Genomic DNA, 14,578 nt, shown 5'->3' on the forward strand with positions numbered 1-14,578 from the left:
TATTATTTTGAGTTGGTAAAGGGTGAAAGGACATATTATTATAATACCGATGGTGTAACAGAGGAGATTGCACCAGAAAAAGCATTTACCATACTTGCTGGATATAAAACGCCTGACTGGGCAAAAGGAGCAGTATTTTATCAGATATTCGTAGACCGTTTTTATAATGGAGATGTGTCAAATGATGTGCTAGACAACGAGTATCATTACATAGGAGAAAGTGTGGCTCAGGTTTTAGACTGGAACAAGTATCCGGCTGTTAATGGAGTTAGGGAATTTTACGGTGGAGATTTGGCTGGTGTAATAAAGAAATTAGACTACTTAGAGGATTTAGGGATTGATGCTATCTATATTAATCCTATTTTTGTATCACCCTCCAATCATAAATATGATATACAAGATTATGACTTTGTAGATCCACACTATGGAGTTATCAAACTGGATGACGGAGAAAATTTGCCTTCCCAGAATAACAAGGAAGCGACTAGGTATATTAAGAGAGTAACAAGCTTAGAAAATCTTGAGGCTTCCAATCAATTATTTCAAACCTTAGTAGAAGAGGCACATAAGCGTGGAATAAGGATAATACTCGATGGTGTATTTAATCATTGTGGTTCTTTTAATAAATGGCTAGATCGTGAGTTGATTTATGAAGATGCAAAAGGCTATGAAAAAGGGGCCTTTGTTTCAAAAGAAAGCCCTTATCATACGTTCTTTCAATTCCTAGAGGATTCCTGGCCTTATAATGCAACTTATGATGGCTGGTGGGGGCATGATACTCTCCCTAAGTTAAATTATGAGAAGTCACAAAAACTCAGAGATTACATTATGGAAATAGCTAAAAAATGGGTTTCACCTCCATTTCATGCGGATGGTTGGAGGCTTGATGTAGCTGCTGACTTAGGCTATACCGCAGAATATAATCATCAGTTCTGGAAGGAGTTTCGAAAGGCAGTAAAAGAAGCGAATCCAGAAGCTCTAATCCTAGCAGAGCACTATGGAGATCCATCGGAATGGCTACAGGGTGATGAATGGGATTCAGTAATGAATTATGATGCCTTTATGGAACCAGTAACTTGGTTTTTTACGGGAATGGAAAAGCATAGTGATCAATATCGTGAGGATATGTTATCGAACCATAGTAACTTTATAAATGCAATGAATTATTTTACGGGTAAATTCCAGACTCAGTCACTACAAGTAGCAATGAATGAGCTTTCCAATCATGACCACTCAAGGTTTCTAACAAGAACGAATCGAAGGGTTGGTAGAACCAATAGTGTCGGAGCCAAGGAAGCAGAAGAAGGAATCCAAATGGCAGTTATGAGAGAAGCTGTGGTACTTCAGATGACTTGGCCAGGAGCACCAACCATTTATTATGGGGATGAAGCTGGGGTATGTGGATGGACTGATCCGGATAATCGAAGAACTTATCCTTGGGGAAATGAGGACAAAGAGTTAATTCGTCTTCACAAGGAACTAATACGATTACGAAAATCATATCAAGCACTAAAGGTAGGTTCCATGAAATTTTTAACTTCATTTCGTGGTGTGATTAGCTATGGGCGATTTGATTTAGAAGATCAGTTTTTAGTGTTATTAAATAACAATGATTACGAGGTAATGGTTTCCGTACCAGTATGGGAAATTGGTATTCCAAATGATTGCCCAATGATTCGTATGTTTGCGACAGACGATGTTGGTTTTGCTGTGGATGCTAAGGTATATTATCCAGAGCAAGGAGAATTATCATTGAAATTAAAGGCGCGTTCTAGTATTGTTGCAAAAAATTATCCAAAGAGACTGATGTTCTTAAAATAAAATGAAAAAATTACCATAAAAATATTTAAAAAATTTTTCAATAAGGGCTTGTACAATGAAGATAACTGTGCTATAATCAATCCTTGTCAGTACCATGGATGGGTTCCCGAGTGGCCAAAGGGGGCAGACTGTAAATCTGTTAGCGACGCTTTCGAAGGTTCGAATCCTTCTCCATCCACTTAGCCGGCGTGGCGGAACTGGCAGACGCACAGGACTTAAAATCCTGCGGGACTAATCTCCCGTACCGGTTCGATTCCGGTCGCCGGCATCTAATATCTGACTTTAAGATATTAGATACGAAATCAACTTAAGTTTTTCTAAGAACATATTTACAAACATGAGATATCTTTATCTCGAACATAATTCACATGCGGGTGTAGTTCAATGGTAGAACACTAGCCTTCCAAGCTAGATACGTGGGTTCGATTCCCATCACCCGCTTTTTTTGTACGCAAAAATACCAGAAAGGAGCCAGCTATGAAAATCTTATTAACTGCAATCAATGCAAAATATATTCACTCTAATCCTGCAATATACTACTTAAAGAGTTATGCAAAGGAATATAGAGATTATATCGAGTTAGCGGAATATACGATAAATCAATATACCGATGATATTCTGCAAAGTATATACCGAAAGAGGCCAACTATGTTAGCGTTCTCCTGTTACATCTGGAACATTAGTATGGTAGAAGAGATCATTCGAGAATACCGTAAGCTTGATGATAGTGTTAAGATTTGGCTTGGTGGCCCTGAGGTAAGTTATGACCCAGAGGAATGCCTAAAGCGTCTTCCTGAAATAGATGGAATTATGATAGGGGAAGGTGAGGCTACTTTTGAGGAGTTAGCCTCGTATTATTTAAAACAAGAGGATTGGAATGCCGATTGTAAAACAGGAGATGTAAGTAAAACTTTAGCAGATATTGAAGGTATTGCTTACCGTAGGGAGAATGGGGAGATTAACAAATCCAGCGCTCGTGAACCGATGGATTTTTCTAGGCTTCCGTTTTTATACAAAGAGGCGATGGAATTATCCGAGTTTTCAAATCGAATTATCTATTATGAGACCAGCAGAGGCTGCCCATTTTCCTGTAGCTACTGTCTTAGTTCGATTGATAAAAGAGTACGTTTTCGAGATCTTGATTTAGTGTATCAAGAGCTTGGTCTATTTTTAGATAAAAAGGTAGCTCAAGTTAAGTTTATTGACCGTACCTTTAACTGCAAGAAATCTCATGCGATGGGTATCTGGCAATTTATTAAAGAGCATGATAATGGAATTACGAATTTTCACTTTGAGATTGCAGCAGATATCTTAGATGAGGAGCAACTATCCTTATTAGAAACGCTTCGTCCAGGATTAATCCAATTAGAAATTGGAGTACAATCAACTAATGATAGGACAATTGGTGCAATCAATCGTCGTATGGACCTTTTTAAGGTAAGTGAGAATGTAGACAGAATAAAAAAAGCAGATAACATCCACCAGCACTTAGATTTAATTGCAGGTCTACCATTTGAGGATTATACTAGTTTTGGGACCTCATTTAATGAAGTATATGCTATGAGACCGGACCAGCTACAGCTTGGATTTTTAAAGGTGTTAAAGGGCTCATACATGGAGGAAGTAAGTAAGGAATATGGTATCGTATATAAAGCGAAACCCCCTTATGAAGTTTTGTACACGAAATGGCTTTCCTATGATGATGTAATACGTCTAAAAGGGGTAGAAGAAATGACCGAGGTATATTATAACAGCGGGCAATTTAAGGAAACCCTAGCATTTATAGAACATTTTATAAAATCACCATTTCATTTTTATGAAGACCTCGCAAAATTTTATGAAACTTCCGGATTATTTGGATTAAACCATAACAGAATTCGCAGATATGAAATTTTGCTTGAATATTTAATAGAACGATTTGATTCAAAAGTTGTATCTGTAGCAAAGCAGATGATGATATTTGATTTATACAAAAGAGAGCGTTTAAAGACAAGACCTTCCTTTGCGCCATATCCTGAGGAGTATAAAAAGGTATTTAAAGCTTATTTGACTTCGCAAGGAACGAATAAAAAGGGTGAACAATTACATTTAGAGCACTTTGATTATGACATTATAGAGGCAGCTTCTACTGGAAATATTGTTGAGAAAGACCTTATTATAAAGTTTGATTATCAAAAGAAAACAATACTTCATGGCGAAGCTGAGTTTACCATCCTTACGCAAAAGGAAATTGAAACTATGAAGTGTGAAGAGAATATCTAAGGCGCCAAAAGATGCCGCCTAAGATATTCTAAAACTTCACACTAGATTCTTGGATACTAGACAGGCATGATTTAATGTGGCTGAAAGGAGTATACGAATGGCACGTGAGGACGAAATCAAAAAAAAGAGACTTAGTAAAGCGGAAAAAGATAGAATTGATGCGATCTTAGCTCTGTTAAGCGAGCATTATTCGATGGAATATAAATGTTACTTGAATCACGAAACGCCGTGGCAGTTGCTAATTGCTACGATGCTTAGTGCGCAGTGTACGGACGAGCGTGTCAATATCGTGACGAAGGACTTGTTTGTGAAATATAAAAGTGTCGAGGATTTTGCAAACGCAGATCTAAGTGAATTAGAGAAGGATGTCCATTCTACAGGCTTTTATCGAAATAAAGCAAAGAATATTATTTCTTGTTGTCAAACACTGCTGAGAGAATACCATGGGGAAGTACCAAACGATATCGATGCTCTAACAAACCTAGCTGGAGTTGGAAGAAAGACTGCTAATGTAATACGTGGTAATATCTTTCATGAGCCAAGTATTGTAGTAGATACACATGTAAAACGTATCTCTAAAAAGCTTGGATTTACCAAAGAAGATGACCCAGTAAAGGTTGAATATGATTTGATGAAAATAATTCCAAAAGATCATTGGATTCTTTATAACATACAGGTTATAACACATGGTAGAGGGTTATGTACTGCTAGAAATCCGCAATGTGACCGATGCTTTTTATCACATCTATGTAAAGATAATATGAAAAATGTTAAGGTAAGGAAGTAAAAGTAAAATCTTTTACTCAGGAAGTTTATGTCTGTAAAATTTACATTTTAAATGCCACGTAGTGGCAATGAGGTTATGAGCAAGTAGCGTAAGCGGATTGCGAATATCCGCTTTGACTACGTTTGTAAAATGAACTAGAATGGGGGTTCGGATGAATTTCTTAGCAATAGATTTAGAAACAACCGGACTTAGTCCGGAAAAAGATCGAATCATTGAAGTGGCTGCCATACGCTATATTGATGGTAAGCCAAAGGAATGTTTTGAAAAACTAGTTAATCCAGGGTGTCCATTGCCTGAAAGAATCGTTGAATTAACTGGAATTACAGAAGATATGCTTGTAGGTGCAATGACAGAGAGGGAAGTAATTGAAGAATTTCTAACTTTTACTGGAGAAGATGTACTTCTAGGGCATAACGTATCTGTTGATTATAGCTTTATAAAAACTGCAGCGGATAGGTTAAAGATAGGGTTTGAGCGACAAGGTATTGATACGCTCTATTTATCTAGAACATTAAAAGCTGATCTTGAGAAAAAGAGTCTCGAAGCGATGTGTGAGCATTATGGGATAATAAGAGAATGCAGCCACAGAGCATTGGAAGATGCGATAGCGGCTGCAACTTTATATCAGAAATTGTATGATGAATTTAATAATAATTTTGAAGCATCGTTTCTTCCAGTAGAATTAAAATACAAGGTAAAGAAGCAAGAACCAATGACAGAGAAGCAAAAAAAGTACTTGCTTGATTTGGTCAACTATCATAAAATAGAGGTGCCATTAGGGTTTGCTGATTTTAGTAAAAGTATGGCTTCAAGGTTTATTGATAAAACAATTTTACATTATGGTAGGATGAAAAGATAAATCTTTTCAATCCTTGAAATTTGTACCTGCGTAATCCTCGGCACAAATTTCACGTGCGCAAAGAACGTGCGCAAATTACTCCTCCTCTTTCCCGTACATTTTATATAATTGATCTAAGATTGAATCTTTTAAGATGGTTTGTAATCCCCTTGCACGGGTAATGAGGGATGATATTTCTTCCTTTCTATCAAACTCAAGATAAAGTTTTGCAAGTAAAGTGTAAGAACTACTGATGTCACTCCCAATCGAGAGTGCAAATTCTAAAACATTAGCTGCTTGCTGCTTTTCACCTTTCTCATATAGCAGGTTTGCCCATTTGTTTAAGAGTCTTATGAGGTTGGTAAAGTTTTGATCATACGAACTTAAAAGATTAAGGTTAGCAATTCCATACTCAAGTTTTAAGTCTGTATTGGTAATATGAGACAGGTTGACAATCTTTTGTTCGCGAAGTTCATACAACTGTTTTTGAATTTGAGCTAGTTCGATATCACCGGTTTCCTTAAAAGGTAGGGAGTCGTAAGGAATCGTGATATAAGACAGAGTAGATAAGTCCTTTTTACGAACTAAGTTGGACTGATTTTCTTTGTCCCAGAAAATCTTGGAATTTTTCTTGGAATTTTTTTCAGATTTTCTTTTTTGATAAGCAATCCAAGCTCCAAGTATTAGAATGATACCAAGTATAATAGGCATAGTGTTATTCCTTTCTTATGTTAATTTTATTGGAAAAGAGGTGTATGTATGTTTCGTAATAAAAAGACGCAACGAATCATGGCAGTTGTACTTTGTGTAGTACTCATTTTAGCGATGGTAGTGCCAACAATTTTAAGTATCTTCGCGTAACAGAAAAAATAATGCGGTTACGCGTTTTAAAACGAATTTGCAATAGCATATACTTAAGAAAAATATACATAAATATATTCCAAATGTCAAACAATAGAGCATAAGAGATATTGATGGAGGCAATCATGAAAATGAAACGAAATGTCCTTATGACTACACTATTAAGTTTGATGGTAATAATTTGTGTAGGATGCAATAATGAAGCCCCACCAAAGGAACAGAATCATACTTTGGATGGGGCTTTATTTGATGTAACACCTTCCATTTCACCAGAGTCGGTAACAGTAACACCAAACGCCGATTTCATTGCAGATGAAGGAAAAGAAGCAATTACGGAAAATACAACTCCATTAAAGCCAGGAAATGTAGAAATCGATGCCAATGCAATTTTGGGGCAATACACAACCTACTTTTACAACTCATCGAAAGCAAGAAAAAATAATATTGTGAATGCGGCTAAGAAAATGCATCTTAAAGTTGTAAATCCAGGTGAGGTATTCTCAACCGTTAAGGCCATTTCTCCGATTACAAAAGAAAATGGTTACGATGATGCAGGGACCTATCAAGATGGTAGCGTTGTCAATGCAATTGGTGGAGGAGTTTGTCAAGTATCCACCACGCTATACAATGCAGTGCTGGGGGCTGAATTAAAAGTTACGGAACGGCATCCTCATTCCATGACAGTGAGTTATGTGGAACTTGGTAGGGATGCAGCGATTGCTGGTGATTATATGGATTTTTGCTTTCAAAATACCTTAGAAACTCCGATTGTAATTGAAGCGATTGCAGATCCAGCGGGTAGTATATCAGTACGAATCCGTGGAGTAGAAACAAGAGATAAAAGTAATCGTAAAGTTTCTTATGAATCGGTTATTCTCGAAACGACTGAGCCAGGTCCTGCAGTTATTACTTACGACAAAAATCAACCGAAGAATTATTTGAAAGTTACACAGTCTGCTCATAGTGGTTATAAAGTTGAACTATACCGTTTAATCTACTACCAAGGAGAACTTATCGACCGTATTTTATTAAATACAAGTACGTATGAGGCATCTCCACAACATCTAACCATCGGAATTAAATAGTTTATGGCAGAAATTTTCCAAGAATTTATTGAAAGAAATTCTAGGATGTTGTATAATAGCGCTTAATTGTACTGTCAAACCTAGAAATAATGCTAGTTAAGTATCAGTTTTCAAGAATTGTGAATGAGAAGCGAGGGGGGTATCTTAATATAAATCGTTTCGAAAACTAGCACATTGTTTCTAGGAAAGTACGTTAAAAAGAATGGAGAAAGATATGAAAACGGGAAAAGTAAGCGAGGTTATTTTAAAACGTTCCGTCTTAAAGTTTTTAGGAACGAAACAAAAGAATACACCCGTGATTAGTCTGGATGCAGGTAGGATTTTTTATGATGAAAGTACTGATTTGCTTTTCGCAACAGCATCTATGCAGGGCAATCAGTTTGGGCTAATAGAATCAGTTTTTCACCGAGCAGTGAATAATATCTATGCAAAGGGTGGAAAACCGATTGCAGTATCTGTTGCTTTAACACTGCGAAGACATGCAGATGAACAGGAACTGAAAGTTTATAGTAAAGAATTGAATCGATTAAGTACATTGTATTCCATTCCAGTGTTATCTGGAGAAACGATGGTAGGTGCAGGGGCGACACAAAACACTATAACGATTCATGCAACAGGAAAAGTTAATAAGCAATCAAATACGATGGATAAAAAGCAGGAATCGATAGAAGATTCCATAAAAGATTATCAAATCGTAATGTCTAAATATATTGGATTAGCCGCAACGAAACTTTTAATTGAATCGAGGAAAGAAAAATTAAAAGAACGTTTAACAGAGAGTTTTTTAGCAGGTGGTAAAAAAATCGGCGAACTTCTATCGATACAAAAGGATATGGAAGTTTCAAAGGATTTTGATATCGTATGCTCCCATGATGTGTCTGAAGGGGGTATCTTTGCGGCACTTTGGGAGATCGGGGAATCATTGCAGTGTGGAATGGAGATTGCCTTAGATTCCATCTTACTAATTCAAGAGACCATTGAAGTATGTGAGGCTCTTGATCTTAACCCTTACTTACTTTATTCCGGTGGGTGTGTTTTATTTGTTACAAAAGAGGGAGAGTCATTGGTAGAAAAATTAAACAGTGAAGGTATCCCTGCCTCAGTGATTGGTAAAACAACAAACACTCCAGACAGGATTGTAAGGAAAGAGGATGAAATACGTTATCTTGAGCCTTTTAAGGGCGATGAGATATATAAGGGTCTATCCGAGTAGACTCATTCGCATTGGGAAAATGATTCCCTTTGACATTTAGTAAAGGAGAGGAATAGCATGAGAGAGAAGATTTTGAAAGCGATTGACAAGAACAGTAAATTAACTGCCAAAGAACTGGCGGTGATGATAGACGCCGAGGAGGCAGCAGTCGCGGCCGCGATCAAGGAATTGGAAGCAGAATCCATCATTTGTGGGTATCCTACTCTGATTAACTGGGATAAAACCGAAAGTGAGAAGGTTACTGCTTTAATTGAAGTAAAGGTTACTCCACAAAGGGGCCAAGGCTTTGACCGTATCGCGGAACGTATCTATAAATTTGAAGAGGTAGAGTCAGTATATTTAATGTCTGGCGGTTTCGATCTTACCGTAATTATTGATGGTAAGAGTATGCGTGAGGTAGCGAATTTCGTATCAAGTAAGCTCGCCCCTATGGAGGCTGTTTTAAGTACAGCCACCCACTTTGTATTAAAGAAATATAAAGAGCATGGTATGCCGCTAGTGCATGAAAAAGAAATGAAAGATGCAATCTCTCTCGGTGTGGGAGAGCCAGATTTTGATACTCCTTGGCATATTCGTGAGGAGGGTATTTATTCGTTAGAAAAAGGTAGGACTTTTTATACTTCAAATTCCGGACTTGTTGAACTAAGAAAAGAGATTTGTAATTATTTATATCGCAGATGCAATTTAACTTATGATTACCGCCATGATGTAATCGTTACGGTTGGAGGTAGCGAGGCAATTGATGCTGCACTTCGCGCAATGATAGATGAAGGGGATGAGGTACTAATCCCGCAGCCAAGCTATGTGTCTTACTTACCATGCGTATTATTAGCAGATGGTAAGCCAGTTATCATAGAGTTAAAGAATGAGAATAATTTTAAATTAACCAAGCAAGAGTTGTTAGATTCGATAACAGACAAAACAAAAATCTTAGTCTTACCATTTCCAAATAACCCAACTGGAGCAATTATGACCGAAGAAGAGTTAAAGGAAATTGCAGAAGTAGTTATTGAGAAGGATTTATTTGTTCTATCGGATGAAATCTATAGTGAGCTTACGTATGGTACGAAGCATGTATCCATTGCAAGTCTACCTGGTATGAAGGAAAGGACTATTGTTATCAATGGTTTCTCTAAATCCTATGCAATGACAGGCTGGAGACTAGGCTATGCAGCTGGTCCAAAAGCAATTATTGAGCAGATGACTAAAATCCATCAATTTGCTATCATGTGTGCGCCAACCACAAGTCAGTATGCTGCAGTGGAAGCACTTCGTGCAGGTGATCCAGATGTGGAGATGATGCGAGATGATTATGATAAGCGGAGAAGATATGTAGTAAATGCGCTACATGAAATGGGATTAGAATGTTTTGAACCATTCGGTGCTTTCTATGTATTTCCATGCATTAAGAGTCTTGGAATGACCAGTGATGAATTTGCAAATGCTTTACTTCATGAAGAAAAGGTAGCAGTAGTACCTGGTACAGCATTCGGAGATTGTGGCGAAGGTTTTCTTCGTATATCCTATGCTTATTCTATTGAGAATTTAAAAGAAGCATTAGAAAGAATGGCTAGGTTTGTAAAAAAACACAGATAATGTGAAAATAAGTTGATAATATATTCCAAAACGTGATATAATCAAAGAAAAAATGGAACATTTTAGAGAATAAGCGCACATAACTTATCACTTACTCCTTAGAGTTTAGTGCTAAGTCTATGTGATTTGCTTATTATCTTACTGTTAACAATAAGATAGCATCAAACGTATTTCTACTGTATGGATAAAGCGTGTTGATACATAGGAGGGAAAATGGCGGTTATAAGCGCAGACTATATAAATCCGTTTTTAATAGCAGCAACCAAAGTACTGAAAGACATGGTAATGATTGATGCCAAAGTAGGTAAGCCATCCACAAAAGAAGCAGTAATTGCGGATCAGTCATTACTTATCATGCTTGGAGTAACTGGGGAGATGAGTGGTCAGGTTATCTTAAGCTTTGAAGATAAGGTAGCACTCGATATCGCATCTAAAATGTGTATGATGACCTTAACCGAACTGGATGATTTGTCTAAGAGTGCCATCTGTGAGCTATGTAACATGATTTTAGGTAATACAGCAACTGTATTTTCTACCAAAGGAATCGAAGTGGATATCACGCCTCCGACGATGTGTACAGGAACTGTGAAGTTTACAAATAACTTTGCTGCAAATATTTGTATTCCATTAATTTATGATGATGGTAAAACGATTGAAATTAACGTTGCAATAAAAGGAAACTAACTCGGGTGCTGCCATATGGTAGCACCCTTAAATGTTTGAAAGGAAGAGTGAAAGAAAATTTATTATTTTTTTTACTCGGATATTTGTGTTTACATCGTCCTCAGCACAAATATCCAGCCTACTAAGTAGGCTTCGGATGCGCAAAAAGATGCGAAGGAAAGGGAAAACTATGAATATTGTATTATTTGAGCCAGAAATTCCTGCGAACACAGGTAATATAGGTAGAACTTGCGTGGCCACCGGAACTAAGCTACACTTAATTGAGCCACTGGGATTTCGTTTAGATGAAAAAGAAATTAAGCGTGCGGGTCTTGATTATTGGAAAGACTTAGACGTTACTGTATATGAAAACTATGATGATTTTTTGCGAAGAAATCCAAATGCAAAAATCTATATGGCAACAACGAAAGCTAGACATGTGTATACAGAAGTTTCTTATGAACCGGATTGTTTTATTATGTTCGGAAAGGAAAGTGCAGGAATACCAGAGGAAATCTTATTAGATAATAAGGATACCTCTATTCGTATCCCAATGATTGGAGAAATCCGTTCTTTGAATCTTTCCAATTCTGTAGCAATTGTACTATATGAGGCATTAAGACAGCAAAACTTTGATCATATGCGTCTACTTGGAAATCTCCATCATCATTCTTGGGAGGAAGCAAAATAAGTTTTTTGGGTAGGAAATAGGATACGATAGGGAAAGGATTAGTAAAGCTAATAGATATTAGTTTAGTCCTAATCCTATATCGTATCCTTTGTTTTATTCATGACAAGGAAAAGTTAATGATGTTCTTTTCATGAATAACTAAAATATCTGAAAAACAAGCTTTAAATAATCACAGTTAGTAATAGAGTTGTTTTACTTTTATTATAAAATATAGTAAAATAAGAGTGCCTCTATCGTTGTGGATTTCAAGGGATTTGCACTTGAAGCATTGATCAGTGACAATGAGGAGCGATGTTTGATATATTATGGGAGTTAGAACATCTTGATTTGTATGTGTGCTAAGCACACAGATGGGAGTTATTATGAATGAAAAAGCGTTACGTACATTGGAATATCATAAAATTATAGAAAAACTCAGTGCTCTTGCTGGTTCTTCTCTTGGACGGGAAAAGTGTCATCAGCTATTGCCACTAACCAAACTAGAAGATATTGTTCAGATGCAACAAGAGACAACGGATGCACTAACAAGACTCTATGCAAAGGGTACACTCTCCTTCTCTGGAATACCAGATATTAGAGATACTCTGATGAGATTAGAGATAGGTGCATCCTTGGGAGCTGGTGAGTTATTAAAAATCAGCTCTGTTTTGACTGCAACATTAAGAGCTAAAAATTATGGTTATAATCAAAAGAACAACGAGGAAACGGAGGAAGCTGCGCAAGATACCTTAACAGAACGTTTCCATTTATTAGAACCGTTATCTCCAATCAATAATGAAATCAGACGTTGTATTATCTCGGAAGAAGAAATTGCAGATGATGCAAGCCCAGGATTAAAGAGTGTAAGAAGACAGATTAAACTAACGAATGATAAGGTACACGAGCAACTTGGAAGTATCTTAAATTCTGCTTCTACCAAGGGAATGCTTCAGGATGCAATTATCACGATGAGAAACGGTAGATATTGTCTTCCAATTAAGCAAGAATATAAGAATACTTTCCAAGGCATGATGCATGACCAGTCTTCTACTGGATCAACCGCTTTTATTGAGCCAATGGCGATTGTTAAGTTAAATAATGAACTTGCTGAGCTTGCGATACGCGAGCAGGAAGAGATAGAGAAAATACTTGCTGAACTTAGTAATCTGGTAGCTACAGAGAAATATAATCTTAAGTATAATCAGACTACGTTAGCGGAACTGGATTTTATCTTTGCACGTGCGGGGCTGTCAAAGAATATGAAGGCAAGTCAGCCACATTTTAATAATCATCACTACATTAATATTAAAAAGGGACGTCACCCACTGATTGACCCTAAGAAAGTCGTGCCGATTGATATCTATCTTGGCGATAAGTTTGATCTATTAGTTATAACAGGACCAAACACGGGTGGTAAAACCGTATCGTTAAAAACTGTTGGTTTGTTTACGTTAATGGGACAGGCTGGGTTACACATTCCTGCATTCGATGGCTCAGAATTATCAATATTTGAGGAAGTATATGCAGATATAGGTGATGAGCAGAGTATTGAACAAAGCTTAAGTACCTTTTCTTCTCATATGACCAATACCGTTTCTATATTAGAACATGCTAACGAAAATTCCTTAGTACTATTTGATGAACTTGGTGCCGGAACAGATCCAACGGAAGGTGCTGCTCTTGCGATGGCAATTCTAAGTTACCTTCATCAAAGAAAGATTCGTACCATGGCAACCACACATTATAGCGAGTTAAAAATATTCGCTCTCTCCACAGAAGGAGTATCGAATGCATGCTGTGAATTTAGCGTAGAAACCCTTCAACCTACGTATCGTTTATTGATCGGTATACCTGGTAAGAGTAATGCGTTTGCAATATCCTCTAAGCTTGGATTATCGAATTATGTTATTGAAAAAGCGAGAGAATTTATCGGTACAAAGGACGAAAGCTTTGAAGATGTCATTAGTAATCTAGAAGCTAGCCGTATGGCGATGGAGAAAGATAAAGCAGAGGCAGAGCAATACAAAAAAGAAGTAGAAGAATTAAAACGAAAGTTAGCGGAAAAGAATACAAAGATTGATGCTGCAAAAGATCGGATACTTAGAGAAGCGAATGAAAAAGCTAGGACTGTTCTTCAAGAAGCAAAGGACTATGCGGATGAAACCATTCGTAAGTATAATAAGTGGAGTGCGGGTGGCGCGAACAATAAAGAAATGGAGAACGAACGTGCTGCCTTACGTGAAAAGCTGGGAGATACGGCTTCTAGTCTAGCTTCTAAAGAAAAAAAGAACCGCAAGCAGCATAAACCTTCCGACTTTAAGGTTGGTGACTCTGTTCACGTGATTAGTTTAAATTTAAAGGGTTCTGTAAGTACTCTTCCAAACGCAAAGGGAGACTTATATGTACAAATGGGAATATTACGATCCCTTGTAAATATTTCAGACCTAGAATTAATTGATGAAGAAACGATAGTTGCTCCAACGATGACGAAAACCCAAAGCGGTAAGATCCGTATGAGTAAATCGTTATCGATAAGTCCAGAATTAAATATTATTGGAAAGCGTGTGGATGAAGCACTCCCAATGGTGGATAAATACTTAGATGATGCTTATCTTGCTCATCTGCCACAAGTTACGATTATTCATGGTAGAGGCACAGGTGCGCTAAAAGATGCAGTTCATGCACATCTAAAAAGAACCAATTACGTAAAGAGCTATCGTGTAGGTGGATTTGGTGAAGGTGACCATGGGGTTACGATTGTTGAATTTAAGTAAGTGACTAC

The 14,578-nt window shown here is 37.1% G+C and carries 10 protein-coding genes, 3 tRNA genes and 2 pseudogenes; 14 read left to right on the forward strand and 1 reads right to left on the reverse strand.

Going from position 1 to position 14,578, the window contains the following annotated elements; all coding sequences use genetic code 11:
- The 7 genes from RTP52_RS00470 to RTP52_RS00500 form a co-directional block, all read left to right on the forward strand.
- Positions 1-1,821, forward strand: a 1,821-nt coding sequence (locus RTP52_RS00470; protein ID WP_312368534.1) for a glycoside hydrolase family 13 protein, incomplete at its 5' end; no start/stop codon positions are given.
- 96 nt (positions 1,822-1,917) lie between these two features.
- A tRNA-Tyr gene (locus RTP52_RS00475) sits at positions 1,918-1,999 on the forward strand.
- Positions 2,000-2,003: 4 nt separating this feature from the next.
- Positions 2,004-2,089 (forward strand) — tRNA-Leu (locus RTP52_RS00480).
- A gap of 102 nt (positions 2,090-2,191) precedes the next feature.
- A tRNA-Gly gene (locus RTP52_RS00485) sits at positions 2,192-2,262 on the forward strand.
- A 36-nt stretch (positions 2,263-2,298) separates the two neighbouring features.
- On the forward strand, positions 2,299-4,083 hold the full coding sequence (locus tag RTP52_RS00490; RefSeq protein ID WP_312368535.1) for a B12-binding domain-containing radical SAM protein: 1,785 nt from the start codon (positions 2,299-2,301) through the stop codon (positions 4,081-4,083).
- Positions 4,084-4,180: 97 nt separating this feature from the next.
- Positions 4,181-4,870 (forward strand): endonuclease III, encoded by a 690-nt coding sequence (gene nth, locus RTP52_RS00495; RefSeq protein ID WP_312368536.1) that lies wholly within the window; start codon positions 4,181-4,183, stop codon positions 4,868-4,870.
- Positions 4,871-5,021: 151 nt separating this feature from the next.
- Complete coding sequence (locus RTP52_RS00500; protein WP_312368537.1) at positions 5,022-5,729, forward strand: 3'-5' exonuclease; 708 nt, start codon at positions 5,022-5,024, stop codon at positions 5,727-5,729.
- Between the two features lie 75 nt (positions 5,730-5,804).
- Here RTP52_RS00500 and RTP52_RS00505 read toward each other — a convergent pair whose 3' ends face one another.
- A complete protein-coding gene (locus RTP52_RS00505) occupies positions 5,805-6,419 on the reverse strand; it encodes a hypothetical protein (protein ID WP_312368538.1) in 615 nt (204 codons plus the stop codon).
- Between the two features lie 275 nt (positions 6,420-6,694).
- Between RTP52_RS00505 and RTP52_RS00510 the strand changes: the two genes are divergently transcribed.
- The 7 genes and pseudogenes from RTP52_RS00510 to RTP52_RS00540 all read left to right on the forward strand — a co-directional run bounded on the left by RTP52_RS00510 (position 6,695) and on the right by RTP52_RS00540 (position 14,570).
- Positions 6,695-7,654, forward strand: a complete 960-nt coding sequence (locus RTP52_RS00510; RefSeq protein ID WP_312103643.1) for a VanW family protein — start codon at positions 6,695-6,697, stop codon at positions 7,652-7,654.
- Positions 7,655-7,868: 214 nt separating this feature from the next.
- Positions 7,869-8,867: an AIR synthase-related protein gene (locus tag RTP52_RS00515; RefSeq protein ID WP_312368539.1), complete on the forward strand. Its 999-nt coding sequence runs from the start codon at positions 7,869-7,871 to the stop codon at positions 8,865-8,867.
- A 57-nt stretch (positions 8,868-8,924) separates the two neighbouring features.
- Positions 8,925-9,326, forward strand: a pseudogene (locus tag RTP52_RS20325) (Lrp/AsnC family transcriptional regulator); the annotation flags it as partial.
- A 51-nt stretch (positions 9,327-9,377) separates the two neighbouring features.
- Positions 9,378-10,463 (forward strand): annotated as a pseudogene (locus tag RTP52_RS00525) (pyridoxal phosphate-dependent aminotransferase); the annotation flags it as partial.
- A 213-nt stretch (positions 10,464-10,676) separates the two neighbouring features.
- Complete coding sequence (locus RTP52_RS00530; RefSeq protein WP_312103652.1) at positions 10,677-11,147, forward strand: chemotaxis protein CheX; 471 nt, start codon at positions 10,677-10,679, stop codon at positions 11,145-11,147.
- Positions 11,148-11,316: 169 nt separating this feature from the next.
- Positions 11,317-11,817, forward strand: a complete 501-nt coding sequence (locus RTP52_RS00535) for a tRNA (cytidine(34)-2'-O)-methyltransferase (RefSeq protein WP_312368540.1) — start codon at positions 11,317-11,319, stop codon at positions 11,815-11,817.
- 362 nt (positions 11,818-12,179) lie between these two features.
- Positions 12,180-14,570, forward strand: coding sequence for an endonuclease MutS2 (locus RTP52_RS00540; protein ID WP_312368541.1), 2,391 nt, complete (start codon positions 12,180-12,182; stop codon positions 14,568-14,570).
- Positions 14,571-14,578 lie beyond the last annotated feature (8 nt).

This window comes from Lachnoclostridium sp., assembly GCF_031997925.1.
Classification (GTDB): domain Bacteria; phylum Bacillota; class Clostridia; order Lachnospirales; family Lachnospiraceae; genus Lachnoclostridium.